The organism is Kitasatospora xanthocidica (assembly GCF_014656195.1).
Taxonomy (GTDB): domain Bacteria; phylum Actinomycetota; class Actinomycetes; order Streptomycetales; family Streptomycetaceae; genus Kitasatospora; species Kitasatospora xanthocidica.
The window spans coordinates 95,199-121,253 of record NZ_BNBY01000024.1 but is presented as its reverse complement, the minus strand read 5'-3'; the positions used below and the strand labels follow the sequence as shown (position 1 = coordinate 121,253).

General features: G+C 72.7%; 26 protein-coding genes and 1 pseudogene. 15 read left to right on the top strand and 12 right to left on the bottom strand.

Annotated elements, in window-relative coordinates; genetic code table 11:
- Window positions 1-113 precede the first annotated feature (113 nt).
- Window positions 114-536 (top strand): hypothetical protein, encoded by a 423-nt coding sequence (locus tag IE332_RS41380; RefSeq protein ID WP_229929057.1) that lies wholly within the window; start codon window positions 114-116, stop codon window positions 534-536.
- A gap of 23 nt (window positions 537-559) precedes the next feature.
- Here the strand turns inward: IE332_RS41380 and IE332_RS31175 are convergent, their stop codons facing one another.
- The 3 genes from IE332_RS31175 to IE332_RS31165 all read right to left on the bottom strand — a co-directional run bounded on the left by IE332_RS31175 (window position 560) and on the right by IE332_RS31165 (window position 2,810).
- Window positions 560-1,681, bottom strand: coding sequence for a hypothetical protein (locus tag IE332_RS31175; protein ID WP_189922957.1), 1,122 nt, complete (start codon window positions 1,679-1,681; stop codon window positions 560-562).
- A 37-nt stretch (window positions 1,682-1,718) separates the two neighbouring features.
- Entirely contained in the window at window positions 1,719-1,946 is a 228-nt protein-coding gene (locus IE332_RS31170; protein WP_189922955.1) for a hypothetical protein, read from the bottom strand.
- Window positions 1,947-2,330: 384 nt separating this feature from the next.
- Window positions 2,331-2,810: a hypothetical protein gene (locus IE332_RS31165; protein WP_043473725.1), complete on the bottom strand. Its 480-nt coding sequence runs from the start codon at window positions 2,808-2,810 to the stop codon at window positions 2,331-2,333.
- An 80-nt stretch (window positions 2,811-2,890) separates the two neighbouring features.
- Here IE332_RS31165 and IE332_RS31160 point away from each other — a divergent pair, with 80 nt between their 5' ends.
- The 3 genes from IE332_RS31160 (at window position 2,891) to IE332_RS31150 (ending at window position 5,818) form a co-directional block, all read left to right on the top strand.
- The gene (locus tag IE332_RS31160; protein ID WP_189922953.1) at window positions 2,891-3,769 is read left to right on the top strand and encodes a hypothetical protein; all 879 of its coding nucleotides are present in this window, start codon (window positions 2,891-2,893) and stop codon (window positions 3,767-3,769) included.
- Window positions 3,770-3,869: 100 nt separating this feature from the next.
- Window positions 3,870-4,859, top strand: coding sequence for an abortive infection family protein (locus IE332_RS31155; protein WP_189922951.1), 990 nt, complete (start codon window positions 3,870-3,872; stop codon window positions 4,857-4,859).
- Between the two features lie 404 nt (window positions 4,860-5,263).
- Entirely contained in the window at window positions 5,264-5,818 is a 555-nt protein-coding gene (locus tag IE332_RS31150; protein ID WP_189922949.1) for a hypothetical protein, read from the top strand.
- On the opposite strand, the gene IE332_RS31145 is transcribed toward IE332_RS31150, so the two are convergent.
- Window positions 5,809-6,051 (bottom strand): hypothetical protein, encoded by a 243-nt coding sequence (locus tag IE332_RS31145; RefSeq protein ID WP_189922947.1) that lies wholly within the window; start codon window positions 6,049-6,051, stop codon window positions 5,809-5,811. The genes IE332_RS31150 and IE332_RS31145 overlap by 10 nt on opposite strands.
- Window positions 6,052-6,441: 390 nt before the next feature.
- Here IE332_RS31145 and IE332_RS41375 point away from each other — a divergent pair, with 390 nt between their 5' ends.
- The gene (locus tag IE332_RS41375; protein WP_229929056.1) at window positions 6,442-6,783 is read left to right on the top strand and encodes a putative 2OG-Fe(II) oxygenase; all 342 of its coding nucleotides are present in this window, start codon (window positions 6,442-6,444) and stop codon (window positions 6,781-6,783) included.
- Between the two features lie 39 nt (window positions 6,784-6,822).
- On the opposite strand, the gene IE332_RS31135 is transcribed toward IE332_RS41375, so the two are convergent.
- On the bottom strand, window positions 6,823-7,221 hold the full coding sequence (locus IE332_RS31135; RefSeq protein ID WP_189922981.1) for a VOC family protein: 399 nt from the start codon (window positions 7,219-7,221) through the stop codon (window positions 6,823-6,825).
- 514 nt (window positions 7,222-7,735) lie between these two features.
- On the opposite strand from IE332_RS31135, the gene IE332_RS31130 reads away from it, so the two are divergent.
- From IE332_RS31130 to IE332_RS31120, 3 genes are all read left to right on the top strand, one after another.
- Window positions 7,736-7,933 (top strand): alpha/beta hydrolase, encoded by a 198-nt coding sequence (locus IE332_RS31130; RefSeq protein ID WP_229929055.1) that lies wholly within the window; start codon window positions 7,736-7,738, stop codon window positions 7,931-7,933.
- A gap of 552 nt (window positions 7,934-8,485) precedes the next feature.
- Window positions 8,486-8,698, top strand: a complete 213-nt coding sequence (locus IE332_RS31125) for a hypothetical protein (RefSeq protein ID WP_189922943.1) — start codon at window positions 8,486-8,488, stop codon at window positions 8,696-8,698.
- 333 nt (window positions 8,699-9,031) lie between these two features.
- A complete protein-coding gene (locus tag IE332_RS31120; RefSeq protein ID WP_189922941.1) occupies window positions 9,032-10,369 on the top strand; it encodes a hypothetical protein in 1,338 nt (445 codons plus the stop codon).
- A 162-nt stretch (window positions 10,370-10,531) separates the two neighbouring features.
- Here IE332_RS31120 and IE332_RS31115 read toward each other — a convergent pair.
- A pseudogene (locus IE332_RS31115) lies at window positions 10,532-10,750 on the bottom strand (DedA family protein); the annotation flags it as partial.
- 1 nt (window position 10,751) lies between these two features.
- Window positions 10,752-11,273, bottom strand: coding sequence for a GNAT family N-acetyltransferase (locus IE332_RS31110; protein ID WP_189922939.1), 522 nt, complete (start codon window positions 11,271-11,273; stop codon window positions 10,752-10,754).
- Between the two features lie 706 nt (window positions 11,274-11,979).
- Between IE332_RS31110 and IE332_RS31105 the strand changes: the two genes are divergently transcribed.
- Together IE332_RS31105 and IE332_RS31100 are read left to right on the top strand one after the other, a co-directional pair.
- Complete coding sequence (locus tag IE332_RS31105) at window positions 11,980-12,777, top strand: ABC transporter ATP-binding protein (protein WP_189922937.1); 798 nt, start codon at window positions 11,980-11,982, stop codon at window positions 12,775-12,777.
- Entirely contained in the window at window positions 12,771-15,176 is a 2,406-nt protein-coding gene (locus tag IE332_RS31100) for an FtsX-like permease family protein (RefSeq protein ID WP_189922935.1), read from the top strand. Before IE332_RS31105 ends, IE332_RS31100 begins: the two co-directional genes overlap by 7 nt.
- A gap of 285 nt (window positions 15,177-15,461) precedes the next feature.
- Here the strand turns inward: IE332_RS31100 and IE332_RS31095 are convergent, their stop codons facing one another.
- A complete protein-coding gene (locus IE332_RS31095) occupies window positions 15,462-15,557 on the bottom strand; it encodes a hypothetical protein (protein ID WP_373313891.1) in 96 nt (31 codons plus the stop codon).
- A gap of 479 nt (window positions 15,558-16,036) precedes the next feature.
- On the opposite strand from IE332_RS31095, the gene IE332_RS31090 reads away from it, so the two are divergent.
- Together IE332_RS31090 and IE332_RS31085 are read left to right on the top strand one after the other, a co-directional pair.
- Window positions 16,037-16,402, top strand: a complete 366-nt coding sequence (locus IE332_RS31090) for a C2 domain-containing protein (RefSeq protein ID WP_189922933.1) — start codon at window positions 16,037-16,039, stop codon at window positions 16,400-16,402.
- A gap of 96 nt (window positions 16,403-16,498) precedes the next feature.
- Window positions 16,499-16,864, top strand: a complete 366-nt coding sequence (locus tag IE332_RS31085; RefSeq protein ID WP_189922931.1) for a hypothetical protein — start codon at window positions 16,499-16,501, stop codon at window positions 16,862-16,864.
- A 51-nt stretch (window positions 16,865-16,915) separates the two neighbouring features.
- On the opposite strand, the gene IE332_RS31080 is transcribed toward IE332_RS31085, so the two are convergent.
- Window positions 16,916-17,317 (bottom strand): DUF3592 domain-containing protein, encoded by a 402-nt coding sequence (locus tag IE332_RS31080; protein ID WP_189922928.1) that lies wholly within the window; start codon window positions 17,315-17,317, stop codon window positions 16,916-16,918.
- Window positions 17,318-17,684: 367 nt separating this feature from the next.
- On the bottom strand, window positions 17,685-18,542 hold the full coding sequence (locus tag IE332_RS31075) for a helix-turn-helix domain-containing protein (RefSeq protein ID WP_189922926.1): 858 nt from the start codon (window positions 18,540-18,542) through the stop codon (window positions 17,685-17,687).
- 127 nt (window positions 18,543-18,669) lie between these two features.
- Here IE332_RS31075 and IE332_RS31070 point away from each other — a divergent pair, with 127 nt between their 5' ends.
- On the top strand, window positions 18,670-19,734 hold the full coding sequence (locus IE332_RS31070; RefSeq protein ID WP_189922924.1) for an aldo/keto reductase: 1,065 nt from the start codon (window positions 18,670-18,672) through the stop codon (window positions 19,732-19,734).
- Window positions 19,735-19,986: 252 nt separating this feature from the next.
- Here the strand turns inward: IE332_RS31070 and IE332_RS31065 are convergent, their stop codons facing one another.
- Both IE332_RS31065 and IE332_RS31060 read right to left on the bottom strand, forming a co-directional pair.
- Complete coding sequence (locus IE332_RS31065) at window positions 19,987-21,639, bottom strand: eCIS core domain-containing protein (RefSeq protein ID WP_189922922.1); 1,653 nt, start codon at window positions 21,637-21,639, stop codon at window positions 19,987-19,989.
- Between the two features lie 297 nt (window positions 21,640-21,936).
- A complete protein-coding gene (locus tag IE332_RS31060; protein WP_189922920.1) occupies window positions 21,937-22,983 on the bottom strand; it encodes an Lrp/AsnC family transcriptional regulator in 1,047 nt (348 codons plus the stop codon).
- Window positions 22,984-23,098: 115 nt separating this feature from the next.
- On the opposite strand from IE332_RS31060, the gene IE332_RS31055 reads away from it, so the two are divergent.
- Together IE332_RS31055 and IE332_RS31050 are read left to right on the top strand one after the other, a co-directional pair.
- Window positions 23,099-24,442 carry an MFS transporter gene (locus IE332_RS31055; protein WP_189922919.1) on the top strand — a complete coding sequence of 448 codons (1,344 nt, stop codon included), beginning with the start codon at window positions 23,099-23,101 and terminating at the stop codon, window positions 24,440-24,442.
- The gene (locus IE332_RS31050; RefSeq protein WP_189922917.1) at window positions 24,439-25,716 is read left to right on the top strand and encodes an amidohydrolase; all 1,278 of its coding nucleotides are present in this window, start codon (window positions 24,439-24,441) and stop codon (window positions 25,714-25,716) included. The genes IE332_RS31055 and IE332_RS31050 overlap by 4 nt, the downstream gene beginning before the upstream one ends.
- Window positions 25,717-26,055: the final 339 nt, after the last annotated feature.

The window sequence follows — 26,055 nt, the reverse complement described above, 5'->3', positions numbered from 1 at the left end:
GCCGCACCCACGGCACCACCAACCGGGCCCTGGCCTACCTGCCCGACCACACACGGCTGTGTCCGCGCCACCACCGCTGGGCCGCCGGCCCGCACCACAGCCTCAGTACCGCCGTGCTCCCCGAACTCACCCGCGCCCACACGGGCCACCAGCGCCTACACCGGCGCACAGACACCGCGGACGCGTGGACCTGGGCCACCGCGGTCACCACCCGCTGGCACGACCACTGCACCCACGCCACCCTCACCGCCCGCTGGCAGCACCGCCGACGCCTCCTCCAGGCCACCAACCCCGACGTGAAGCCCGTGACCGGCTCCTGGACACTCCTGGCCCGTGACGCCGTCACCTACCCCGAAACCGTCACCCTCGCCCGGAACCTGGCCACCACCGCCCTGTTCCCCGCACCCCGCCACGGCCGCCCCCACCCGGCCGTACGCGCATTCCTCAACACCACGGCAGCCGCGCTCGGCCTGCCCCGCCTCACCCCACTACCCGGTGACCTCCTCACCACCTGGACCCGCCACCACACCCACTAACCCCAGGCCTGCCCGGTCCGTGTTCAGGGACCGTCCACTTCCCTCCGCACGCCGCTGCTGGGCTCTATCAGCTCATGGCGCAGCGGAACCGTGACCTGCATCCTCTGGGCCCAGGAGCGGGCATAGACGACGGTGTGGAAACCACCGGCGTGGTAGCCGCCACTGCAGATCACCACCTCGACGTCGGTGACCTTCACGGTGAGCCGGCGCCGTGCTCCCCATTCGCCCACCAGGTAGTCGTTGCCTGCGGCTCGCACGTACCCGGCGGAGTCCGGCTGCACCCGGGTACGGTGGCTGTCCGGAGGCGGCTGGAGCAGCGGATGGGCAGCTGAAGGACCCCCGAACAGGGCAGAGCGCTCAGCGGCCCAGCGCGCTGTCCGGTCAGGATCCCAAGATCTGTGGAAGTCCTCCTGCCACGTGTGCAGGGCGGCGGCAAGGTCCTCCGGCGATGTGAAAGAACGATCCGGTGGGCAGGCCGCCGTGAGATACCGACGGGCGGTCGCCAGCAGGTTCGACACGGTGGTTCCCTCGTCGACGAACTCGACCGTGGTGCTGCCCAGCTCGGCCTGCATCCGGTAAGTGGACCAGCCAGTTCCCTCGTCCCAGCTCCATGACGGCACATCGATGCCCTGGGGATCCCAGCGCACCGTGTGCGGCACGCCGCCCCACTCATGGAGAAGGTGATGCTGAGCGGCCCACACGTCCGACAGCTTCGATGACACCGCTGCCCGGGCTGCCAGCCGGCCGGAGTCCCCGGCGACCATCAGCACGACCGGGCAGCGGCGCCGCTGCCCGGCCCCCACCTCTACCGGGCCCTCGGGCAGCCACAGACCGCACTCCGCCCAGCCCGGCGCCAGTTCTGGCACGAGACGCTGTCGCAGTACCGGCACCGTCACCAAAGGACGCAAGCGCGCCACCTCGGCCCGCAGCAGGCTCTGCGACGCCGGCCACCTGATCCGGCGGCCGATCTCCGCAGCAGACCGGGAGGGCTGCTCCTTCAGCAGGCGCAGGATCCGGGCCTCGAACGGGGCCGAGACCGGGGGGCGCGGCGACCGCCGGTAGCGGGGGGCTTCCGCCGCGCGGACGAGGCGGCGCACCGTGTTCGGCGCCATCCCCTCACGGTGTGCGATCTGCTTGATCGGCATGCCGCCCTCGTGCAGAAGACGCACCCGGGCCCAAGCCTCAGAGGAGAACACGCCGCTCGCCCTCCTCGCTCGCATCCGCCGCTTCGATGGCATGGCGGCCCGGCTCCCGCCACGCCCGGCGCACCTCGCTCAGCGCGGCGATGACAGGAACCACGGCCAGCAGAAGGGCCTCCAGACCCCTCAGCACCCGACGGCCCAGGTAGTACAGGGCCGCCAAAAGACCCCCGCCGGCCGTCACCGTCGCGGAGAGCTCGCTCAGCGTCATGCGGCACCGCCACGGCGGCAAGATACGACTGCAACCGGACGACCGGTAGATGCGGGTCCCACTGCGTACTCCTTCGTGCAGCATCCACGCGGGCCCACGTCAAAGGGCCCGCCCTGCCAGCGCGCATGGATCTCCATTAGCGCTGGCACGACGGGCCATCACGTCCACAACTACTGTCCCGACCGGGTACGACAAACCCGCGAACGACCGCCAACCGAAAACTGAACCCCTCCCTGCGGTCCGCCGCCCCGAGCCTGCACCAGCCGGCCCCACCGGACGGCCCGGCGGCCGCGGCGAACACTCCGGCACCGGCAGGAAAGACCTGCCGTCGTACGCCAGGGCCGCATGACCCGGCTATCTGCGCGTTCCGCTGATCCCCACCAGTCAGCCCGCCTGCCGAAGCCCGCCCGTGCCGAAGACGTCATCGAAACCATGCGCCTGCTGGGTGGTCACCAGGTAGTAGGAGCCGCCCGGGTGATGGTGCCCGTAGCCGCTGTAGAACGCCACCTCCGAGGGAGTCAGGACCCTCAGGTCACCGAAGACGTAGTACAGCGGGATCGAGACGCTGATGGCTGTGAACTGGAGGCCCGCCACCAGGCTTTTGCGAGAGACGGAGAAGCGGTGGGAGTCCGCGCTGCCCAGCGAGGTCTTGGCGTCGATGCAGACGACCTGCATGCCCCGCGCGGCGATCATGTCGGGCAGCTGCCGCAGGGGCGAGTCGGTGAGGCGCAGCGCGGCCTGGATCGCCGGCGGATAGGTGCCCTGGCCGAACGGGTGGACCGTCCAGCCACGGCGTTCGAGTTCGTGCATGACGTGCTGTTCGTGCCGGTCCCCGATCGCTTTGCGGTGGGTCCAGTCGGCCACGCGGCCCTCCCCCTCAACACACTTCCGTGGTACTAAAACCGACGCTTCCGTACTACTACGCTACCCGCTAAGCTGACGCCATGTCGGCATACGTTGACCCACGTTTTCGTCCCACGCTCTGGCCTGACACCGTCATCCCCGTCCCCCCGATCGCACGCCGTATCAAAGACGTCCGGATCAAGGGCGACTGGCTACTGTGGACTCCGGTCCCCCAAGACCGCGAACTGGTCTATCTGCCGGACGACTTCTACCTGCGCGAGCTCATGGAGGTCCGGGCCGACGACCTCGAAGGCACGGCGGCGCTGTTCACGGCCTACGGTTCGCTCTTCGGCACCGACCGGGAGGACCTCCACATCGACACCCCGGAGATCTGGGAAGCGCTCCAGAAGCTTCCCGAAGCCGACAGCGACGAGCAGCCCTACCCTTTCGCCGTACACAAAGACGTCATCAGGATCTACCTGGAGACCGCTCAGGACGCCGTTGCCACCTGGATCGCCTGCCAGCGTGAAGGCGGTCTCGAAGCCCTAGTCGAGCCCGAGATCACCGAAGAGGCCCTCGCCGACAGCCAATCGGAGAACCTGGAGGTCAGCGAGACGCCGTGGCCGCATTCCCTCGATCACCTGCGTGAGCTCCTCATCGACGGCCGCATCCACGCACTCGAGCAGGTGCTGAACAGGGCACTGGGCCGGTTCAGCATCGGAGTGGGAAACCTGGCCGACCGCGACCCCACCATCCTCTCGGTGGCCTTCCTTCAGCTGTACAACCACCTCGTAGAGGAAGCCACCGTGCGCCGGTGCGCCAACGAGAACTGCGGCCGCAACTTCGTACGCCAGCGCGGCCGCGCCGAATACGGCCAACACCGCACCACCGGCGTCAAATACTGCTCCCGGGAATGCGCCCGCGCCCAAGCCCAACGCGACCTTCGCCGCCGACGCCGCACCACCAACGCCACCCTTTGACCAGACGGCTACTGACGCAACCGCCACGCGGCCCACATCGAGCAGGTCAGCGTCCTCGGCGACGGGCCCCGGCGACCACAGATGGGAAGATGATCGCCCTGTGATTCACAGACTGACCGACGAACCCCTCCCCCGTGCGCAGTGGCTACGAGAGGAAAGCTGGGGCGCCATCACCGACGCCTACAACCGGCTCAGACGGGCAGCCGCCGACAACGACCGCCCACTGCTTGTCGGCTCCGCCAAGGAACTGGTCGAGTCCGTGTCCCGGGTAACGCTCGCTGCGGCGGGGAAGCCCAGTGGAGACAACGCGGACTACCTCCAGGTACTGACCTCAGCTCACAAGACCGTCGAGCATGCCATCGGTCCGGAGCTGGCCGGCAACGACCCGCTGCGGCAGATCCCCGACGCCGCAAGGCGAATGGCGAGCCAACTGCGTGAACTGCGCAACCGGTTTGGCACGGGACACGGACGCGCGGTCGTCCACACCGTCACCGACGAAGTGGTCGAGGCATCCGTCCACGGGGCACTGATCTGGACGCGATGGGCACTGGCCAGGCTGCACATCGTGCTCCTGGGGGCGGTACAGCCCCTCATCTCCGGCCTCCTCGACGGCGAGAGCTTCTACAGCGGCGACCTCACGCAGCGGCTGACCGCCGCCAACATCACCAAACTCGACGAACCGGAGCAACGCGCACTCGGGCTCGCGGTTGGACAGCGAGCAGCCAGAGCAACCTTCAACGTCCGCATAGAGGGAATCGAAGCAGTCGCCAAAAATCCCAGCCTATGGCCAGACCCCTACCGCGAAGCCGCCCTCCAAGGACTATTCATCAACCCCGACGGCCAGGTGTTCACCGACCCGGACCACAGCGCACCCAGCGCACTCGTCCTCCTGAGGGACCACACCGCGCCGGACCGCGCCGTCAACGAGCTCCGCGCTCTCCTCACAGACTCCTCCTGGTCGGTCGAGTTCCAGTACCGCCCCACCGCCACGGTCACCTCCATGGAAGCCGTCACATCCCAAATCCCCGCGACCGCACAACAGAGCTGGCAAGCAACGATCAACGACTTGAAACACCGCGCCGGCCTCTGACAAGCCCCGAACCCCAAGAAGACAAACAGGGCTCTCATCACAACTGCGAGAAACCCCACCGCTTCTCAGGCCATCCAGAACTTCTCAACCAACCACACAACTACGCAGGCCAACGCCCCAGACACCCAGCCGAACACCCCGACGGAACTGGCCCCCAGCCCCAAACCACCAGACCAACCACCGGTCCAGAATTCTCAACCATCCACCAAACCCACAGACAGCCAACAAGATCAACCAGCGAACCACCGACCCGCCACACCTGAGCCCACTGGTGCGCACTAGTCTCGATCCGTACCATCACGGTTGGCATCTACGAGGGGGAATATGCTTTGGACATAAGGGAGTTGGCCGCAGCCGCAGTCGACGGACTCGTGAACTCAGCCACCTACGCGAGAACGCCGGGGGTGCCAAGCGAGGACCTGACCGCGCTCCTGCGCGAGCGACTCGGCCGCACCCAGCTCGGCACCGCCGCGCTCTTCCGGCTCGACACCGAGGGAGGAGGAGGCGGGGCGGCGGACATCGTCCGCAGCATCCTGGTGGACGAGATCTCCCACGACCCCGCCTTCGGGCAGCTTCTCCAAGCAGCCCTGAGCACCGCCCGGCCCACAATGCCAACCATGCCCGCGGGCCCCCCGTCCCAGCCCCCGCCGTACGCCCCGGCCAGGCCACCGCGCCCCCGCCCTGCCAGCGGCAGGACCGCCACCGTCTGGCTGTTTGGCCTGCCCCAGTTCCTCGTCGCCAGCATCGGCGCCGGCCTGGTCGCCAGCCAGGACGCCCCGAACTCCGTCTACTACCTGATCCTCGCCACCTCCCTCGCCCTCCTTGTCACCGGGATCATCCTCGGCGCCACGGCCCTGCTCCGATCGACGAGCCGCATGCTGATCGCAGGCATTGCAGTCGACATCCTGCTGCTCCTCGACCTGTTCCGCATCGTGGCAACACACGCAAGTCACACGTAAGCCCCGAACTCGCCACCCGACCCGGCACTGCCGTCATCAAAGCCGTCCCGGACGCCCTCCACGGCACAGCGGAGAGCAAGATCCCGAGCGGAGAGCACAGCTGTCACAATGCCCGGATGCTTCCGCCCCGGGTAGAGCTTGGCGTGGAACACCGGTACCTCCCACCACGGATCGCCCGGAACGGACACCGGCGCGGCCACCAGCTCACGCTTGGCCGGGGCGGGCAGCACCATCGGCCCCAGCTCCTCCACCTCCCGGTCGCTGACGCACTGCGGGCACTCCAACCGGTCCGGGCCAGCCTTCACCCACAGCTCCAGCTCCGGGCCCGCCTTCCCGCCGACCGAGCCCCGACACGACCAACACGGACGCAGCGCGGCGTTCGCGGTACGGGCGTCGGACAGTCCGTCAAGGACAGCATGCCGACGTCTGTTGCTCCGCGTGCACGGCCCATACCCTGTAGACGTGGGCTGGGGGACGATCGTCGGTACTGTCATTGGCGGAGTCATGGCCGTGGGTGCCACTTCCCTGGCGGACCGATCCCGATGGCGTCGGGAGGAAACGCTTCGCCGGACCGACGTCGAGCGAGAGTTGTATGGCGCCTACCTCGCAGCCGTGGCGCAAACATGGGCGACCACCACGAAGCCCACTTCCACCCCAACACCGCGATAGCGGCGATCTACTACGTCGAAGTACCCGGCACGTGCGATCTGGACCTCATCGACCCCCGCGCGAACATCGACTACTTCGACCCCGGCATCACCTTCGCCGGCGAGGGCCGCAACTTCCGCCTGCGCTGCGCGCCCGGGGAACTGGTGCTGTTCCCCGGCTGGCTCAAGCACGCCGTACCCGAGTTCCACGACGACTCCGTCCGCATCTCCATGTCCTGGAACCTCAGCTACAACATCGTCCCAGCGGCCGGCCCGCAGCCCACCGGTAGCGGCGACAGTACGGCCGGCTCCGCTTGAGCCACGCTCCCCGGGGGACTCAACCCGCCTTCGTCGCGATCAGTCCGCCTCCGACGCACTGATCGCGACGAGCTCGACCTCGAAACCGTCGTCGTTCTCCAGATAGGCGGCATAGACGTGCTCGCCACTGGCGTGCGGGTGACGGTCGGGAAACATCAGACACCAGCCGTGCTGGAGGGCTTCCGAGACCAGCGCCTCCACCGTGTCCGGTCCGTCGATGTGGAACGCCAGGTGGTTCAGCCCCGGCCGACAACGGTCATGACGGTCGGCGGTGAGAGCCCTCGACTGTTCGAAGACGAGGTACGTCGACCCGAGGCGCCAACTGCGCCCATCGCTCCAGCTCTGGAACAACGTGTATCCGAGGGCCTCCAACAGCCACCCGAAAGATGCGGTGGCACGGTCGAGGTCAGGAACCCAGATCTCGACGTGGTGCAGCATTCCGCTGATGGGCCTGGTCACGCCGCCGACACCACTGAGAACGTCCCGGCCGACCAGCCCGGTTCGCATGATGCCCCCACCGGCGTGACATCACATCGACAGCTCCCGACTGCTTCGGTGACCCTTGAGCAGGTCCGACACGTAGCTGGGGAATCGCGGAGCGTCAGCACATCGTCCTCATCGTCGGTCATGGCCTCGGCCCGTCCGTTGCTCCCGAACCCGCTCGAGGTCGCTCAGCTCGGCGGGCCCCGCCGTGCACGCGTTTGCGGGCATTGTAGATGTCCTGCAACGCCCCTTTCTCCATTGGCCATCTCCGCGGTTGCATCCACACCCAGGCCTTCCAACGGCGGATCCAGTGCGGGCGCCCCCGCTCGCGAGTGACCAGTCGAGCCGGTCGACGCCCGTGGTCGATACGGGCGGCGTAGGCCTCGCGGTGGACGCGGGGACGTTCCCGCCCCAGAAGCCGGCAGACGCCGGACTTCCGGAGTGACGAGCGTCCGCTCGCGCGGCCGTCGTGCCGTCCGCCCACCAGTCCCCCGTCCCGTTCGACGTGGGCGCGGCCATGGCGGCCCAGCTGCCCGGCAGCGTCGTGGTCGGCCGTGAGGGCGACGACTCCAGCACGTTCCTGTTCTCCCCGTGCGTGCGGGACGCCATGAACCGCTGCCTGACCACCCTCGCCCTGCCCGCCGCCGGTGCCACCTGCACCACCTGAGCCCGGATCACCCGCAGCGCGTGCCCCCGCCCGCCGCTCCGGCCGGGCTGAGGGCACGCGCTGATGCGCCACGACCGCCCGGGCGGCTCCGCCGCCCTCAGCCGAAGCCGCGGGCCACCAACTCGGCGTAGCGGGAGGCGAGATGGGCCATGGGCCCCTTCGCCGCCGGCCAGGACTGACCGCCACCGGACGGGCGCGGTGGCTGCCGCGACGTGTGGCGGGCGCCGGGGCGGGGACGAGGGCCGTTGCCGGTCGGTCCGGTTGGTAGCGTCGCGCCGGCTTCGGGGCCGTCCTGCGGACAGCCCCCCTTTGAGGACAGTGAGGTTCGGAAGTCATGCACAGGGCGACCCCTTTCACGGTCTGGCGCAACCCGTTGATCGGCGCCGGGCAGCTGCTCGGGGCCGAGCTCGGCGGCCGGCCGGCGGTCATCCGGCGGTCATCCGGCCGGTCTTCGCCCCGGTCCGGGGCTTCGCGGCGTACGACGCCGAAGACGGTTCCCTGGTAAGGGAGTTCGCGCTCGACGCGGGATTCACCGGCGGCCCGCTGTGCCGGATGCACCTCGACGCGGGCGGTGAACGGCCGGTGCTGGTGGCCCTGGAGGAGTCCCGGGGGCTGCACGGGACGGTGGTCCAGGTCGACCTGGTGACCGGCGAGCGGGCCTGTCCCGACACCTGGGGCAAGCGGCGCAAGCCATGGAGCTGCGGGTGTCCGCGGCGGCTTCCTGCCGCGGAGAAGACGGGCGGCGGACCCTGCTGCTCGGGTTGAGCGACGGCCGCGTGGACCGGGTCGACGCGGTGACCGGGGAGGTGGCCGGGCCTCGGATGCGCGGCACCGGCCGCACGGGCCTGCGGTCGCTGGCCGTCTTCACCGCGGCGGACGGCACGGCCCGCCTGGCCGGCGCGGACGCCGGCGGGCTGCGGCGCCTCGACGGCGCCACGGCGAGGAATGGCCCGCCGAACCGCCCATGCGGGAAGGGGACTTGTAACGGCGGCAGGTGGCGGGCTCCCCCACCCGGGCCGCCGGTGGAAACCGGGTTGCCCGGACGGTGGCCGGTCGAGGATCATCCTCAGGTCCTGCCCCTCCCGACCCCGGAGACACATGACCACCGAACTGTCCGAAGCCTGGGAGCTCTTCGAGTCCGGCGACCCGCAGGGATCGATGCGGGTGCTGCGCTCCGCGGCCGACCGGCTCCCGCCCGCCGGCATCGCACCGCTGGTGGCCGAGCTGGCCGAAGGCGCCGGTTTCGAGGACTTGGTGGAGGCTTCGACAGCACTGGCGGCCCGGCCCGGGGAGGCCGGCCGGCTCTACGCCTACGGCTACGCCTGCGTCGAGCGCGGCATCGACGCGGTGGCCGTACCCGCGCTGCGGGAGGCGCTGCGGCTGGTCCAGGCCCCGCCCGCCGCCCCGGCGCGCACCGGCCTGTTCCGCCGCAAGCCCCAGCCGCAGGCCGCCCAGGCGCTCGGCCCGCGCAAGGTGCTGCTGGAGCTGGTCTCCGCGCTGGAGGGCTGCGAGCGGCACGACGAGGCGCTGGCCGTGCTGCGGGAGCACGACGCCCGGCTCGGCGACTGGCCGGACCGGTACCTGACGGTCTACAACGCGCTGATGGCCGGCCGGATCTCCCTGGCCCGGGAGGTGTACGAGGCGCTGTCGGCCCCCGAGGGCGTCTGGGTCGGCCCGGCGCAGCGGGTCGGGCGGATGCTGGAGCGGGCCGCGGCCCTGCCGCCGGCCGACGGCCAGGACCTGCGCGGCTGGCACTACGTGCTCACCGGCGGCCTGCTCACCACCCTCTCCCCGCACGGGTTCGACCAGGGCATGACCGGCCGCTGGGCCTACCTGCAGGACGACTTCGAGCACTGCCGTTACGGCCTGGAGCGCCTGCGCGCCGTGCTGGCCGCCACCGACCGCGAGCCCGCCTCGGTCGGCCTGCTGCCCGACCGGGGCAGCCGGGCGCTCGGACTGGCGGCGGCGCGGCTGCTCGGCCTGCCGGCGGCACCGTACCGGCCGGAGGCGCCGGACGTGCTGGTGGTCGCGTACGACCTGAACGCGTGCGATCCGGACGTGGTGGCGCAGCTGCACGAGCGGGCCGAGGGCCAGTTGCTCTTCGAGCACGCCACCTGCTGGACCGACCCGCCCGCCGTGACGGCCGACGTCTCCACCCTGCTGGGGCAGATCGTGAACGCCCCGTGGGAGCCCGGCCTGCGGTTCGGTGAGGACGGCGAACCGCAGGAGGCCGGGCCCGACCGGCGTTCGGCCGAGGAACTCGCCGAGGCGGTCCTGGCCGCCGCTCCGACCGCCCCGGAGGGCGACGGCCGGACCCCGCCCGACCCGGACGCCGCCCTCACGGCCTTCGCCACCCGCGCGGCCGGCTGGCCCGCCGCGGGCCCGCGCGACCGCGTCCGCTCCGCCGGCCCGGTCCGCAGCTCCCGCTTCGCGTGACGCTCCGCGCCCGTGCGATCGAGGGCCCGTCCGGCGGGACGGGCCCTCGGTCGCACGTGATCGGCGCGGGGTGCCGGTGCCGGTGTCGGCGGCGCTGTCGCTGTCGTCCGAGGGATCGTGGCGCCGTGAGCGGTGCCGTCGCAGGTACCAGACCAGCAGGGTGAAGCCGACGCCCCAGGCGAGCCCGCCGAGGGCGTTGTGGAACAGGAACCGGCGGTACGGCATCCGGGACATCCCGGCCAGCGAGGGCACCAGCGGGCGGAAGAAGGCGACGAAGCGGCCGACGAAGACGGCGGCCGGCCCGCGCCGGCGGATCAGGTCCCGCGCCGTGTCGACCCGCGTTCGCAGCGGCGAAGTCCGGGGCGCGGGCCGGGATGTCACGCTACGGCCTGGGGTCGGTGCGCAGGAGGCCGTACATGGCGGAGTCGCGCCATTCGCCGGCGCGGAAGGTCACGGCGCGATGGACGCCCTCACGGGTGAAGCCGATCTTCTCCAGGGCACGCTGCTCGGCGAGGTTGCCGGTCTCGGTGTCCGCTTCCACGCGCATCACCGGTGTGCAGGCGAACAGGTAGTCCACCAGGAGGCGTTGGGCCTGGGTTCCGATCCCGCGCCCGCGTGCGTGCGGGGCCAGCTGGATCCCGATGTTCCAGTACGGCATGGTGGGCAGCAGGCCCATCCGGTCGGCGGCGACGAAGCCGCAGAACTCGTCGCCGAGGGCGACCGCGAAGATCCACTGGTCGTCGCCGAGCAGCCCGTGCTCCTCCCAGCGGCGGCGGAGCCGCTCGGGATCCCGCCAGCCGTGCCACTGGAACTCACCGGTCGCTTCCGGGTCGTTGATCAGCCGGCCGAGGGCGGGGAGGTCGGTTTCGGCTACCGGGCGCAAGGAGACCGCTTCATCGCTCACCCCGGTCACCCTAACCACCCGGAGCGCCAGGCTCCCTGACGCCCGCCTCGTGCGGCGCAACGCGCCGGCCGACGCCGGGTGGAGGGGGTGACGCCCCGGGCCGACGGGACGGAGAAGCGGTCGGGGTCAGCGGGCGACCGAGATCGCGAAGGGTGCGAATCCGGTGGACCGGATGACGCGCGGGACGAAGAGGATCGCCTGCACCCTCGGCTCACCCGTCGCTCGGCCTGGATCGCCGACCAGAACGCCGAACTTCCCGTCCTGCACGGCCTCGTGGTCCGACTGGCCGTGGAGCGCCTGCCCGGCGGACGGGACCCGGGCCCGGTGTGGCTGTGGTCCTCACGCCCAGGGGCCGACGCCCGCCACGTCGACCGGCTACGGGCGTGGAGCCGGACGCGGGCCAGGACCGGCATGCTCAGGTGCGGGAAGGGGTTCTCGCGCAGACGGGGAAGGCGACGGGGGCGGAGGACACGTCGGCGGGCGTGCCTGGGGCGCCGAGAGACTCCTCGACGGCTGGGAGAGGGTGCGGGGATCGTCCTCGTACGGAGCCGGTGCAGGACCGCGGAAGCGGGGCTACCGGGGGCGGTTGCGGCCTGACCGGCGGCATGGATGCGGTCGGCGTACCCGGACTCGTCCTCGATCGGCTCCGCAGCTGGTATTACTGTCACCTCTTTGAATGATCATTCAGCTCGGGGGGCAGTTCAGCATGGTGCAAGACAGCGCGGTCGTCGCGCTGACCGGAGTCCGGCGGGTGTACGGCGACGGCGAGAGCCGGGTCGCGGCCCTGGACGGGGTGACCCTGGAGTTCTCGGCCGGCTCCTTCACCGCGGTGATGGGGCCGTCCGGCTCCGGGAAGTCGACCCTGCTCCAGTGCGCGGCGGGGCTCGACCAAGTGGACGAGGGCCGGGTCCGCCTCGCCGGAGTGGACCCGCGCGGCATGTCGGAGACGGCGCTGACCAGGCTGCGCCGTGAGCGGATCGGCTTCGTCTTCCAGTCCTTCAACCTGCTGCCCACGCTGACCGCCCGCCAGAACGTCGAGCTGCCGCTCCAGCTGGCCAAGAAACCGCCCCGGCCCGCCGAAGTCGACCGGGTACTGGCCGAACTGGGCCTGGCCGCCCGAGCCGCGCACCTGCCGAGCGAGCTCTCCGGCGGCCAGCAGCAGCGCGTGGCCATCGCCCGCGCCCTGGTCACCCGTCCCCAGGTGCTCTTCGCCGACGAGCCGACCGGGGCCCTGGACTCCCGCACGTCCCGGGAGGTGCTGGCACTGTTGCGCCGGATCGTCGCCGAGCACGGGCAGACGATCATCATGGTGACCCACGACCCGGTGGCCGCCTCGTACGCCGGGCGGGTGGTCTTCCTCGCCGACGGCCGAGTGGTGGACGAGCTGGCCAACCCGACGGTCGACGCGGTCGCCGCCCGGATGGCCGCGCTGGAGCCGGCCGACGACGAACCCACCGGTACCGGCCACGGCCACGGCCACCTCGAGGAGGCCGCGGCGTGCTGAAGCTGGCCATGGCCAACCTGCGCAGCCGCTGGACCGCCTTCGCCGGGGTGTTCGCCGCCCTGGTCCTGGGCACCGGGCTGATCTCGATGATGTCGCTCGTCCTGGCCGCGACCGCCGGTACGCCCTACCCCGCGCCCCAGCGGTTCGCGGCCGCCACCGCCGTGGCCGTGCCCGCCGACGCACGCGGCGAGGCGGCCCGGCTTCCCACCGGGCTGCCGGCCGCCGTGGCGGGCGGGGCTCCGGCCGGGACCGTCGCCGACCGCACCTTCCCGGCCCGCCGCCCGGGCGGCCCGTCCGACGGCGTCGGGCACGGCTGGTCGTCGGCCGCCTTGACGCCGTACCACCTGACGGCCGGCCGGGCGCCGGTGGCGGACGACGAGATCGTGCTGACCGGCGGCGCCGAGCTGGTCGGCCACCGGATCGAACTCGCGACCGCGGCCGGACGCTCCGCCTACACCGTCGTCGGCGCCACCGAGCAGCGCTGGTTCGAACACGCGGCCTTCTTCACCGACGCCGCCGCCGCGCGGATCTCGCCACCGGTCAACGCGCTGGCCACCACCGGCCCCGCGGCCGCCCTGCCGACAGCCGACGGCGTGCTGCTGCTCACCGGGCCGGAACGCCGCCAGGCCGATCCCGACCCGTCCGGCGGCGCGGACCAGCTGCTGAACGCGCAGGCCATGGCCGCCACCACCAGCGCAATCGCGGTCTCGGTCGCGGTCTTCATCGTGATCGCGACCTTCGCCTTCTCGATCGAGCAGCGCGGCCGCGAGCTCGCGCTGCTCAGGCTGACCGGCGCCACCCCGCCCCAGGTGGCCGGCCTGGTCCTGGCCGAGGCCGGACTGGTCGGCGCGGCCGGGTCGCTGCTCGGGTCGTTGCTCGGGGTGGCGGGCGCCGGCGTGCTGCGCGAGTGGATGGTCGACCACGGCGTCGCACCCGGGTGGTTCGACGTCGGAGCCGATCCGCTCGCGCTGCTGCTTGCCGCACTGCTGGGCGTCGCCGCCGCGCTGTCAGGCGCCGCCGCCGTCGCCGTCCGGGCCGCCCGGGTGCGCCCGGTCGCGGCGCTGCGGGACTCCGCCGCGAACACCCGGGCGATGACGCCACTGCGCTGGGTACTGGCCCTGGGCCTGCTCGCCGGCGCCGTCGCCACCGGCTGGACGATCACCGCGACCTCGCCCGAGTACGCGGTGAACGCCCGCAAGTACGGTGCCGTTCCGCTGCTCTTCGTCGGCGGTCTCGCCCTGCTCGCGCCGGTGCTGCTGCGGCCCGCCGCCCGGCTGGCCACGTGGCCGCTGGCCCGGCTCGGCGCCGGCCCGCTGATCGTCCGCCAGAACACGCTCAACGCCAGGCGCCGGACCGCCGCCACGGTCACCCCCGTGGTGGTGGCCGTGGGGCTGGTCGCGGCCATGATGAGCATGCAGGGCGCCGGCGACGGGGCCCGCGCAGATCTCGCGCGAAGCCAGACCCACGCCGCCGCCGTGGTACTGCCCGTGGACGGCGGGCTGCTGGACCGGCCGACGGCCGCCGCGCTCGCGAACCTGCGGGCCACCACCGTCACCCCCACCCGGCTGGAGATCGGCGGCGCCGACGGCACGATCCTGGACTCGCTCAGCGGAAAGGCCGTCCGGCCCGACGCACTCGGCTCGGTGCTGACGCCGACCGTGGTCGCGGGCTCACTGACCGGGCTCGGCGACGACTTCCTGGTGGTCGACGAACACACCGCCCGCAGTGACGACCTGTCACCGGGGCAGACCGTGACCTGCTGGCTCCCGGACGGGTCACGGACCGCACTGCGCATCGCGGCGGTGGTCCGGACCGGTCTCAACGGCGACGACACCTACCTCTCGGCGGCACACACGACGGGCGCACTGCCCGCGCTGGCCTGGCTCGACACGCCCACCGACGCGGCAACGGCCCGTACGGCGCTCGGCGGCCTGGACGCCAAGGTCGGACCAGCCGACCTGTACTTCGACCGGTCGGCGGCCAAGCAGCGCGCGCAGTCGCGGAACGCGAGCGTGGTGGTGCTGGGGATCTCGGTCGGCTACTCGCTGCTCTCGGTGGCCAACACCCTGGTCATGGCCGCGGCCGGCCGACGGCGCGAACTGGCGGCACTCAACCTCGCCGGGGCGACCAGGGCCCAGACCCTGCGGCTGATCGCGGCGGAGTCCCTGCTTGCCGTACTGGTGGGCACACTGCTCGCCGCCGTGGCCGGCGCGGCGGTCGCGGCCACTCAGGCGACAGCGCTGCACCGCCTGGTGGACGGCTTCGCGGCCACCGTCCCGTGGACACCGGTCGCGCAGGCGGTGGCCCTGTGTGCCGCGGTCGCGGTGACAGCGGCCGTACTCGCCGCCTGGCGCACCACTCGCGGGCGCTCGATCGAAGCGGCGGGGGCACGGGAGTAGCGGGGCCCGGCCACACCGGCGACCCGCGGATCGACCGGACCAGAGGGGAGCTCCGTCCCCTGCGGTGACCTCGGCGACGGGGGCGAGGTCACCGTTCGGGAGCTGCCGAGAGCGGACGATGTCGATGACCGGGCTCCTGGGGTCGGCGAAGCGGACGGCCGCCCCTCGCCGCGCGGCACTTTCGGCGCTCACGACCTGTGTGTGGCGGCGTCCCTGGCGGTTCCTCGCCTTTCGGACGACCCGCGCGTCGCGCGACGCCGCTGCGCCGCTGCGCCGCTGCCGCTGTCAGTGGCGCGCGATGGCCTCTGCCTCGGCGGTGTAGAGCCGGGCCGGGTCGAATCCCATGCCGGTGAAGTGGCCGGCGAGTTCGAGGGACAGCACGCCGTGAAGGCGGGTCCGCCTCGACGCCGCGCAGTGCGAAGGCCGCGGTGCGGGTGCGCTCCAGCCGGCTCATGACCTGGCGCAGCGTGTCGGGGTCGAGGTGGCGGGTGAGGTCGCGGACGGCCTGGTGGTCGTCGTCGGTGAGCGCGTGGAGGCCGGCGCGGCCGAGGGCGGTGCCGAGGGGCTGGGCGGGGGGCAGGCGGCCAGGGGCGTGGAAGGCGATCGTCCCAGGGCCGACGGCCTCCGGCTGCTCCTTTGCCTCGCTGCCCGGGCCGCAGGCGCTGATGCCGTACCCGACTCGCCGGACTGGACACTCCCGACAACCTCGCTGCCTACGGCCAAAGCCAGGCCCACGCCCCGCCCGAACCGGGTGGAATCGACCCCGTCTGACAGGGCGCCCGGGCATGCTGGAGCGACCGAGATCGAAACACGGCAGACTGGCTGGCGCCGGTCAGCCGAAGACCACATGGAGGCGGACCATGGCCACCCCGGCAGAGCCCGGCCGCAATCTGTACGTGAAGGTCTACGAGGGAAACATCCCCGCCAAGGACCTCCTTGACAGCGACCCCTACGTACAGGTGACGGTCGGCGACGAGACGGTCGAGACCCCCGTCGACGACGACACGACCAAGCCGCGGTGGAACTGGTCGCACACCTTCCAGAACGTGACCCCGGACGCAAGGATGAAGTTCCACGTCTACGGCGACGACGCCACCGATGTCGACGACGACCTGGGGTCGATCCAGATGACCGTGCGCCAGTTCCTCTACAACAACGAGGACAAACGCCAGACCATCCACGCAGGCGACAGCCGCATCGACGTCAAGGCCCGCTGGGAGGCATAGCATCACAAGGCGCCGGCCGCCTGACCCTGCGCCCGGGTGCCCCGCTGCCCGGATCGGAGAAGCCGGCGGTGCGGCACGGGCGCGAGCACCTGCCCGATGTCGGCCGGATCCACGCCGCCTTCGTCACCGACGCCCGGGAGCGCGGCGAGGCCTGCGGCCCGCTCGACCTCCTCCCCGCCCCCGGACCTGCCCGCCGCCAGCGGCGGGGTGTACCGGCCCGCCGCCCGCCTCGCCGACACCGGCTACGACCGGCACCGGCTGCGGGCGTTCATCGAACGGCACCGCCCGGCGCCGGCGCCGAGCCGCACCGATCTGGCACCCGCTCAGCGGCAGCGGGCGGGCGGATGGACGGAGCTGTGGAGCGGTGAGCGGGAGCCGCGGGGTGGCCTGCCGCCGGCCGTCGACAGTCGCTGCTGCGACCGCTTGGGACGGCTCACGCTCGGCATGATCGGTGCGGGGTAGGCCGAACGCGGCCGAACCGCGAGTGACGTCCGTAGGGGCGTCGACGGCTTCTCAACGCCCCAGCGGCACGTGGGGCAGGCCGCCGGAGCCGAGCAGCGATGCGGACACCCAGAGGAACACGCCGCCCACCGCCGTGGCCGTGATCGGGAATCCCCAGGGGGCGATGCCGCCGATCCTGCGGGCGCGCTGCGGCTTCCCGGCCGGGTACCCGACCCGGACCGTCTCTCCGACCCGGCCGCGGACGTTCGTCTCGAAGCGTCGGGGAGTACCGGACTCGTCCATGAACTGAACCGTGCAGGAGCTGCCGCCGCGCCCGGCGGCGCTGATGCGCGTGATCATGCCACTGGTGCGGCGCCCCGCGCCGGCCTGCCACTGACGCGCCGCCTGATAGGCCGCGGCTCCCCAGGCGGCGGTCCCGGCTGCGCCGGTGAAGAGGGCTCCGGTGTCGACCATGGTTCCGCCTGCTCGGTGCTCGGTGGCCGCGGGCGGGGTCGCCGACGGCTGGGCGTGCAGCATACGCGGCGCGCTCGGCTTCCTTGGGGCGCGGGTGTGCCACCGGCGCAGGCCCTCGGCGTCGTGGCCGTGGCCCGGTGCCGCTGGAAGCGGATCAGCGGATCAGCGGATCAGCGGATCAGCGGCGGGTGCTCCACGGCTTCGGGGTCTGTCCGCGGGTCGTACCGGTCCGGGCCGCTGAACACCGACCGGTGAGCCTGGTCACGGCGGTTGGAACCGGTGAGGGTCGGTGTGCTGTGGTTTCCGGTCCGTGGGCCACGCTTGTCGGCACCGCGTGGTCACGCTTGGTGCGACCGACCGTGAGTTGTCAGTCTTCTTGGCACCCGTCACCGCCGCACAGCCGGTGCAGGGCCGCGCGGCTCTCGTCGTCCGCGGCGCGGTAGACCAGAAGCCGCAGCTCCGGATCCTCCAGCGGGAGCAGGACCTCGAAGTCGACGGCGATCGTCCCGACGGCCGGGTGCCGCAGCAGCTTGCGACCGCGACCGTTGACGCGGACCTCCCGCTCGGCCCAGAGCCGGGCGAAGTCCTCGTCCTGCGCGGTGAATTCGGCGATCAGCCCGGCCAGTGCCCGCTCCTCCGGGTGGGCGGCCCAGGCCGCGCGCAGATGGGCGACGCCGTCCCGCAGCACCCCCTCGCGGTCGGCGTAGAAGCCGCGCATCGGCGGGTGCAGCAGGCACAGCCACATCGCGTTGCGCCGCTCCGGCGGCACGGCGTCGAACTCCGGTAGCAGCCGGGCCATTTCGGGGTTCCAGGCCAGCAGGTCGTAGCGGTGGTCCAGCAGCGCGGCGGGCAGCGGGGAGAGTTCGTCGACCAGGTGGGCCAGCGACGGCGCCGCACCGGCGGCTGCCCCGCCGCGGGTGCCGCCGGGGCGGCGGTGTCCGGCCAGGTCGAAGAGGTAGTCGCGTTCGCCGGGTGCCAGCCGCAGGGCCCGGGCCAGCGCCGCCAGCACCTCCGCGGAGGGCCGAAGCCCCCGGCCCTGCTCCAGCCGGACCACGTAGTCGGTGCTGACCCCGGCCAGCTCGGCGACCTCCTCGCGGCGCAGTCCTGGCGTCCGCCGGGCCCGCCGGTGCGCGGGCAGCCCCAGCCGGTCCGGGTCCAGCCGTTCGCGCCTGCCGCGCAGGAAGGCGGCCAGTTCCTGGGTGGTGTCCACGGTTCGTGTCGTCATGACCGGTCCAACCGCCAGGGTGGGACCGGCCTTCCCAGGAAAGTCCCTCCCTTATCCGGGGCCCGCCGCCGCCGCAGACTCGGTCCCGGCAACGGAACACGAGCACACGCGAGCACAGGAGAACCTGATGGCACTGGCCCTCGACGACTACCGGCTGCTGGGCCGCTCGGGACTGCGGGTCTCACCGCTGGCCCTGGGCACCGCGACCTTCGGCACCGAATGGGGGTGGGGCGCGGAACGGGCCGAGGCCCGCAAACTGTTCGACCGCTACGTCGGGCTCGGCGGCAACCTCCTCGACACCGCCGACACCTACACCGACGGCAGCTCCGAGCGCCTGCTGGGCGAGTTCGCCCACGAGGAGCGCGAACGCCTGGTGCTGGCGACCAAGTACTCGACCCTGCGCCGCCCCGGCGACCCGAACTCCGGGGGCGGGCACCGCAAGGCGCTGTTCGGCTCGGTGGAGGGCAGCCTGCGGCGGCTCGGCACCGACTACCTCGACCTGCTGTACCTGCACGTCTGGGACTTCCGGACCTCGGTGGAGGAGGTGCTGCGCGGCCTGGACGACCTGGTCCGGCAGGGCAAGGTGCTGTACGTGGCGATGTCCAACACCCCGGCCTGGCAGGTGTCCCGGATGCAGGCGATCGCGGACCTGCGCGGCTGGTCGCCGCTGGTCGCGCTGCAGGTCGAGTACAGCCTGATCGAACGCACCGCGGAGCGCGACCTGATTCCGATGGCCCGGGAGCTGGGCCTGGGCGTGGTGCCGTACTCGCCGCTGGGCGGCGGGGTGCTCAGCGGCAAGTACGGCCGGGAGGACGTGGGCGCGACGGGCGCCGGCCCCGACGGGAGCACCCGCCGGAGCCACAATCTCGCCCTGGGCACCCTCACCGAACGCAGCCTCGGCGTGGCCGGGGTGGTCCGGGAGGTGGCCGGCGAGCTGGGGCACACCCCGGCCCAGGTGGCGCTGGCCTGGACGCTGCGGAAGCCGGGCGTGACGAGCACGCTGCTCGGCGCCCGCACCCCCGCCCAGTTGGAGGACAACCTGGGCGCCCTGGCGGTCGAGCTGACGGACGCCCAGCTGGCCCGGCTCGACGCGGCGGGCGCGATCGCCCTCGGCCAGCCGCACGAGCTGCTGACGAGCGAGCCCATCCGCCGGGTGACCACCGGCGGCCTGCGGATCGAGACCCGCCGCTGACCCGGCCGCCGGCGGCGGGAGCCGGGGTACGGAGCCGCGGTCGGTTCACCGTCCGGGCGAACCACGTCCGGATCGCTTCCGCCGTCGGACTCCGTCGAACCCGGCGAGCCTCACCGTTCTCACGCCCCCGACCGGAGGTGGTTGACCATGGACTGCGCGCGAGGGTCAGGGGCCGGGTCAGGACCGGCGCCGTCAGGACCCGGGCGTGGGTAGAAGAGCAGGAGTGGTCCGGGGTCGGGCCCGTGGTGTCGGTCATTCTCCCGCCAGGATGTCGGCGAAGACGATCACGGCCGCGCTCTCGCCGTACTTCGCCGACTTCTCCTGTCGGCGTTTGCCGCTCCGCACGAGGATCTGCCTGATGTGGATCTTGGTGCCGATGGGGAAGGTCATCTCCTCCTCGGACTGGTTGTTCCTGCCGAGCGCCCTCCCCCGGTGGCCCTCCGGGAGGCGGAACTCCCAGACGATCTCCTTGCCCGCCACGTACGTGTGGGTCAACGGATCGCCGTACGTGGTCGACAGGATCGCCGGCCACTCGATCGTCTGGTCCACCGGGACGTAACCGCCGTCCGGGTGGCCCTCCTGCTGCTTGAGGATGCCGCCGAACGACTCGTACAGGTGCTTGCTGTCGCCCCGCATCACGTTGCCGTCCGCGTTCGCGGGGGGCGTCGTGAAGTCGTCCCACACGCCGTTGATCCGGGCGAAGATGTCGAAGGTGTCCGCGAGGTGCTTCTCGTCCCACGACTGCGTGGTCTGCTCGTCCGCGTAACCGCGCGCCATGGCGACACTGCGCCACGTGTGGAGCACCTCGCTCTCCCTCGACTTGTAGGAGAAGCCGGGGGCGGCGATCTCGCCGGGGGCGAAGCCGACCTGCCCGAGGGCCGCGAGGAGCGGGTTGATCCGGCGGTAGTCGGCGCTGAGGTAGTTCTCGCCGAGGTCGAGGTCCTTCTGCTTCTGCTTGGCGGCGAGGACCGCCGGGTCCAGCTCCAGGGCGCGGGCCGCCTCGTAGTTCGCGCGGGAGGCCACCCGGTCCTCGACCGTCCCCCACGACTTGTCGCTGAGGGACGCCCGGGACCTCTTGCCGTCCGGGCCCTCGATCAGGTAGGACCCGAAGCGGGAGCTGAAACTGAGGATCGCCTGCCCCTCGACGTCCCCCTCGTCCGTGTGCCTGACGACCGGGGTCCCGTTCTCGAGGCCTGCCGCGAGGGTGCGCTGCACGGTCGCCTGCGCCGCACCGGCCGTCCCGGCCCCGGGGCCGGCCGCACGCTGCACGTCGGAGGAGGCCTGCGGGGCCGGGCGGCTCATCGCCGCGCGGGCGTTGGCCTCGGCCTCGCGCTCGAAGCGGTCGGAGGGGTCGGAGACCTTCAGCCCGTTGCCGTTGTCGGTGCCGCTGACCGGCCCCCGGCGCTGCTGGATGACATGGGTGAGCTCGTGGGCGAGGGTGTGCGCGTCGCCCCCTCCCTCGCCGATGACGACGTGGTTGCCGGAGGTGTAGGCACGCGCGCCGACCTCGGCGGCGGTGGCCCTGGCGGCGCCGCCGGTGTGGATGCGCACGTCGGAGAAGTCGGCGCCGAGGCGGGACTCCATGTCCGTACGGGTGGCCCGGTCCAGGGACCGGCCGGGGCCGCGCAGGACGTCGTGGACGGAGGAGCGCTGGACGGCGGGGGCCACGGCACGCCGGACGGCGGGGCCCTCGAAGCCCTCGTGTCCGCAGCCGCCCCCGTGCCGGTGCGCCTCCTCGTCCGGGCGGCGGCCCGCCCGGCGGAGCATCTGGACGACCGCCGCGTTGCCCACGGAGCCCTGGAGGGCGAGCAGTCGGGACCGCGGGCTCCCGGCGTCGACGGGCGCGCGCCTCGCCGCCCGGCCGGCCTTGGCCCTGGTCGCTTCCTCGTTCTCCCGCTCGCGCATCGGGCTCCGCCTCTCCTGGATCGTCGACGACCTCCCACTGAACCCGACCGCCGCGGCGCGGCGGAAGGTACTCCGGGGCAGAGTCGGGGATCTCCGCGACGGTCTCCGGCGGCACTTCCGTACTGGCGGCACGCCGGCAGGGGAAGGAGGCGGTCGGCGGTGCCGGGCGGGGTGGGACGACGCGGTTCGCCGGTGCGCGGGTCGAGGTCGGCGCGCCGGTGGGGGTGGCGGCCCGGGCGCACGCTGTTGACGCGGCCTTCGGGCGGCGGGCGGCGGCGGCAATCCGGCGGCGGACGCTCAGGTGTCCGGGGTGAGGAGGGGGATGTGACGGAGGGCGCGGCCCTGGGGGTCGAGGAGGCGGCCCATGCGCTTGTGGGTGCGGAAGGTCACGGTGCGGCCGTCGAGGCGCAGTTCGGGGGCACGGTCGGCGAGGACGGCCTCCACGGCGGTGATGTCGTCGGTGGTACGCAGCCAGACCGAGAAGAGGAGGTTGGTGGAACCGGTGACGGAGGCGCACAGGCGGGTCTGGGGAAGGCGGGCCAGCATCGCGCCGACGCGGTCGAGCGCGCCGTGCGGGACGGCCGCGCGGTAGCCGACCACGACGGGCCAGCCGGCGAGGCGCTGGGCGAGGTCACAGCGCAGTAGGAGTCCGCGCTGGCGCAGCCGGCGGTTGAGGTGGCGGCGGACGGTGGATTCGCCGATGCCGGTGCGGGCGGCGAGTTCGGTGTGGCCCGCACGGCCGTCCTCGCCGAGCGCGCGCAGGAGTGCCAGGTCGGTCGGGCTGTGGAGCAGTTCGGGGCCGGCGGCCGGCCCGTCGGGAGGGGTCCGCTGGGTGAGTTCGGCTCGGCGGGCCGGGGCCAGTGCCCGGATCTGCCAGGCGCTGCCTTCCAGGTAGGTGCGCAGGGAGAGCCGGGTGCGCACGGCACGGACCTCCGGGCGGGCGCCGATGTCCTGGACGAGCCGGCCGAGGCCCGGGAGGTCCGTGGCGCAGACGGACAGGAAGAGGTCGAACTCGCCGGCGACGTGTTCGATGCTGAACACCCAGGGCAGTTCGGCGAGCGCGGCGATGAGCTGTGCCACGGAACCGGCGTCGCACGTGACTTCCAGGTAGGCGACGGGCGCCGTGCCCGGGGCGGCGTACGCGGTGACCCAGGCGAGGCCGGCGGTGCTGAGGCGGTCCCAGCGGCGGGCGGCGGTGGTGGCGTCCACGCCGAGTGCGGGGCCGATCCGGGTCCAGGGCGCCCGGGGGTCGGCCTGGAGGGCGTCGATCAGGGCGAGGTCGATTTCGGAGAAGGGGTTGCCGGATTCCGGTGGGACGCCGGGTGCGGTGCCGTTTTCCTGCATTTCGGGCTCCTCTTCGCCGCCGGACCGGATTCTGTGTCCACCCTCCGCGTGCCGCGGCACGACCGCTGTCCGAGGCCCCGCTGTCCGACCGCCCCCACTGTAGGGAGGAACGCCCGTGGCCACACCCCCCACTGCTGCCACGCAGGCCCCGGTCCGCCGGGAGAGACTCGACCGAACGGCCCGGGTGACGGTGGCGCTGCTGTTCAGTGCCTGGCTGGTCGACTACGTGGACCGGCTGGTGATCAACCTGGCGCTGCCGTCGGTCGGCCGGGAGTTCGGCCTGGACCGCACGGAGCAGGGCCTGGCGGTGGCGGTGTTCTTCCTGGCGTACGCGCTGTGCCAGATCCCGGGCGGGCTGCTGGCCGACCGGTTCGGCGCGAAGCGGACGGCCGGCTGGGCGCTGCTGGTCTGGTCGGCGTTCACGGCTCTGACCGGGCTGGCGGGCTCGTTCGCGGTGCTGCTGGTGGTGCGGTTCCTGTTCGGCGCGGCCGAGGGGGTCTTCCCGGCGGCGGCGATGAAGGCGGTCAGCGAGCGCACCACGCCCGGCCAGCGGATGGGTGCCAACGGCCTGGTGTCCAGCTCGAACGCACTGGCCGCGGTGGTCGCGCCGGTGCTGGGCGCGCCGCTGATCGTGGCGTTCGGCTGGCGGTGGGCGTTCTTCTCGATCGCGGTGGTCGGCGTGCTGGTGTCCGTGGCGCTGCGGCTGTGGCTGCCCGCGCCGGCCGGCTCGGCGGTCGTGCCGGTGGGGCCGGCTCCGGGCGGGGTGCGGACCGTGCTCGCCTCCGCGGTGATGTGGCGGTTCGCCGCGATGTTCTTCGGCTACGACCTGATCGTCTGGGGCCTGAACACCTGGGTGCCGACGTACCTGAACGACGAGCGCGGCATCTCGCTGACCGCGGCAGGGGCCGCGGCGCTGGTGCCGGCGGTGGTCTCGGCCGTGGCGGCGGTGGCGGGCGGCCGGATCGCGGACCGTCTGGGCGGGCGGCACGCCCTGGTGGTGGCACCGGCGATGGCGGTGACGGCGGTCTGCGTGCTGCTGATGGCCTCGGCGCAGTCGCTGGCGGCGTTCGTCGGCTGGCTGACGCTGGCCGCACTCGGTGCGGGGCTGAGCTTCATGCCGATCTTCGCGGTGCCGATGCGGAGCCTGCCCGCCGAACTGGCCGGGGCCGGCTCCGGAATGATCATCTTCGGCGGCCAACTGGCCGGCGTGGTGGCCCCGGTGGTGATGGGCACGCTCGCCGACGCCGTCTCCTTCCGTGCCGCCTTCGCCTTCCTGGTGCTCGGCGCGGCCCTGGCCGCCGCCCTCGCGCTGACCACCCCTCAGGACACCGAGGGCTTCCTGTCCGCGCTCCACGGCCGGCGGCCCTCCGAGGTGGCGGCCGACAGCACCCGCACCGAAGCCGGAAGCACCGAAACCGACAACGAAACCGACAACGAGACCGACAAGGAACCGGCATGACGAACACCGATCGACTCCCCCTCGCCGCAGGCCTGGCCGCCCGCCTGCCGGAACTGGAGGCCCTGTACCGGGAGCTGCACCGCCACCCGGAACTGGCCTTCCAGGAGCACCGCACCGCCGCCGTGGTCGCCGCGCACCTGCGGGCGCAGGGCTGGGAGACCACGGAGCGGGTCGGCGGCACGGGCGTGGTGGGCGTGCTGCGATCGGGCGACGGGCCGGTCGTGCTGCTGCGCGCCGACATGGACGGCCTGCCGGTGCGGGAGGCGACCGGGCTGCCGTACGCGTCGACCGACACCGGTGTCGACGAGGACGGCGACGAGGTGCCGGTGATGCACGCATGCGGGCACGACATGCACGTGACCTGCCTGCTCGGCGCGGCGGGGCGGCTGGCCGCGAACCGGGACGCCTGGCGGGGCACGGTGGTGGCGGTGTTCCAGCCCGCCGAGGAGAACGGCGAGGGAGCGGCGGCGATGGCAGCCGACGGGTTCCTCGACCGGTTCCCGCGTCCCGAGGTGTGCCTGGGCCAGCACGTCGGCCCGCTGCCCGTGGGGGTGGCGGTGACCCGGCCCGGGCCGGTGATGTCGGCCTCGGACAGTTTCCGGGTGCGGCTGTTCGGCCGGGGTGGCCACGGCTCCTCCCCCGAGCACGCGGTCGACCCGGTGGTGCTGGCCGCCGCCGTGGTGCTGCGGTTGCAGACGGTGGTGTCGCGGGAGGTCGGCGCGGCACAGACGGCGGTGGTGACGGTCGGTTCGATCCATGCCGGCACCAGGCAGAACATCATCCCGGACGAGGCCGAGCTGAAGGTCAACGTCCGGACCACCGACATCCGGGTGCGGGAACGGGTGCTGGCCGCGATCGAACGGATCGTGCGGGCCGAGGCGGCCGCCTCGGGCGCACCGAAGGAACCGGAGATCACGCCGCTCACCGCGCTGCCGCTGACCGTCAACGACGCGACGGCCACCGAGCGGACGGTAGCGGGCCTGCGGTCCGCGCTGGGTGACGAGGCGGTGGTGCCGTTGCCGCGGCCGCTGACCGGCAGCGAGGACTTCGGCAACCTGGGCACCGCGTTCGGTGTGCCGTCGGTGTTCTGGCACTTCGGCGGAACGGACCCGGCGGCGTTCGGCGAGTCCGGGATCGCCTCGCTGATGTCGGGCGAACTGCCGGCCGGGATCGCCTTCAACCACTCGCCGCACTACGCGCCGGTGCCCGGTCCGACGATCGACCGCGGGGTGCGGGCGCTGCTGGGCGCGGCCGCGCAGTGGATCGGCCGGTAGGCCGGCCCGGGCGACGCGGCGCCCGCCGGATGCCGCGGGCCCGGCATGAGCTTGCGAGCGGATCAGGGCCGGGCCGACGCGTACGGCGCGGCGGGTCCGTTCGCGGTCGGCGGCGGTCGGCGGGTCGAGTGCCTCCACCCGTGAGCAGCGTCGCGTTCCCGTCGGCGAAGGCGTCCCGCAACCGCTCCGTCTTCGGGACCCGGCGGCAGTCGGCGCAGGTCAGGGCCCGCACAGGGTCGCGGTCGACTTGGCGTGCCTTCTTCTCCCGGGGCCTTCCGGTGTCGGTCGTAGGCGTCCCGTCCGGGGCCGTCGCATCGCATTTGTGCTGGGTGGGGTGCC

Bases quoted from the DNA above. Each gene is read 5' to 3' on its own strand.
- IE332_RS31085 (WP_189922931.1), top strand. From the start codon at position 16,499: ATGTCGGCCGGATCCACGCCGCCTTCGTCACCGACGCCCGGGAGCGCG.
- IE332_RS31120 (WP_189922941.1), top strand. From the start codon at position 9,032: ATGACCACCGAACTGTCCGAAGCCTGGGAGCTCTTCGAGTCCGGCGAC.
- IE332_RS31135 (WP_189922981.1), bottom strand. From the start codon at position 7,221: ATGCTGCACCACGTCGAGATCTGGGTTCCTGACCTCGACCGTGCCACC.
- IE332_RS31090 (WP_189922933.1), top strand. From the start codon at position 16,037: ATGGCCACCCCGGCAGAGCCCGGCCGCAATCTGTACGTGAAGGTCTAC.
- IE332_RS31160 (WP_189922953.1), top strand. From the start codon at position 2,891: ATGTCGGCATACGTTGACCCACGTTTTCGTCCCACGCTCTGGCCTGAC.
- IE332_RS31170 (WP_189922955.1), bottom strand. From the start codon at position 1,946: ATGACGCTGAGCGAGCTCTCCGCGACGGTGACGGCCGGCGGGGGTCTT.
- IE332_RS31145 (WP_189922947.1), bottom strand. From the start codon at position 6,051: ATGGTGCTGCCCGCCCCGGCCAAGCGTGAGCTGGTGGCCGCGCCGGTG.
- IE332_RS31050 (WP_189922917.1), top strand. From the start codon at position 24,439: ATGACGAACACCGATCGACTCCCCCTCGCCGCAGGCCTGGCCGCCCGC.
- IE332_RS31105 (WP_189922937.1), top strand. From the start codon at position 11,980: ATGGTGCAAGACAGCGCGGTCGTCGCGCTGACCGGAGTCCGGCGGGTG.
- IE332_RS31080 (WP_189922928.1), bottom strand. From the start codon at position 17,317: ATGGTCGACACCGGAGCCCTCTTCACCGGCGCAGCCGGGACCGCCGCC.
- IE332_RS31070 (WP_189922924.1), top strand. From the start codon at position 18,670: ATGGCACTGGCCCTCGACGACTACCGGCTGCTGGGCCGCTCGGGACTG.
- IE332_RS31175 (WP_189922957.1), bottom strand. From the start codon at position 1,681: ATGCCGATCAAGCAGATCGCACACCGTGAGGGGATGGCGCCGAACACG.
- IE332_RS31065 (WP_189922922.1), bottom strand. From the start codon at position 21,639: ATGCGCGAGCGGGAGAACGAGGAAGCGACCAGGGCCAAGGCCGGCCGG.
- IE332_RS31125 (WP_189922943.1), top strand. From the start codon at position 8,486: ATGCACCTCGACGCGGGCGGTGAACGGCCGGTGCTGGTGGCCCTGGAG.
- IE332_RS31060 (WP_189922920.1), bottom strand. From the start codon at position 22,983: ATGCAGGAAAACGGCACCGCACCCGGCGTCCCACCGGAATCCGGCAAC.
- IE332_RS41375 (WP_229929056.1), top strand. From the start codon at position 6,442: ATGGGCGACCACCACGAAGCCCACTTCCACCCCAACACCGCGATAGCG.
- IE332_RS31075 (WP_189922926.1), bottom strand. From the start codon at position 18,542: ATGACGACACGAACCGTGGACACCACCCAGGAACTGGCCGCCTTCCTG.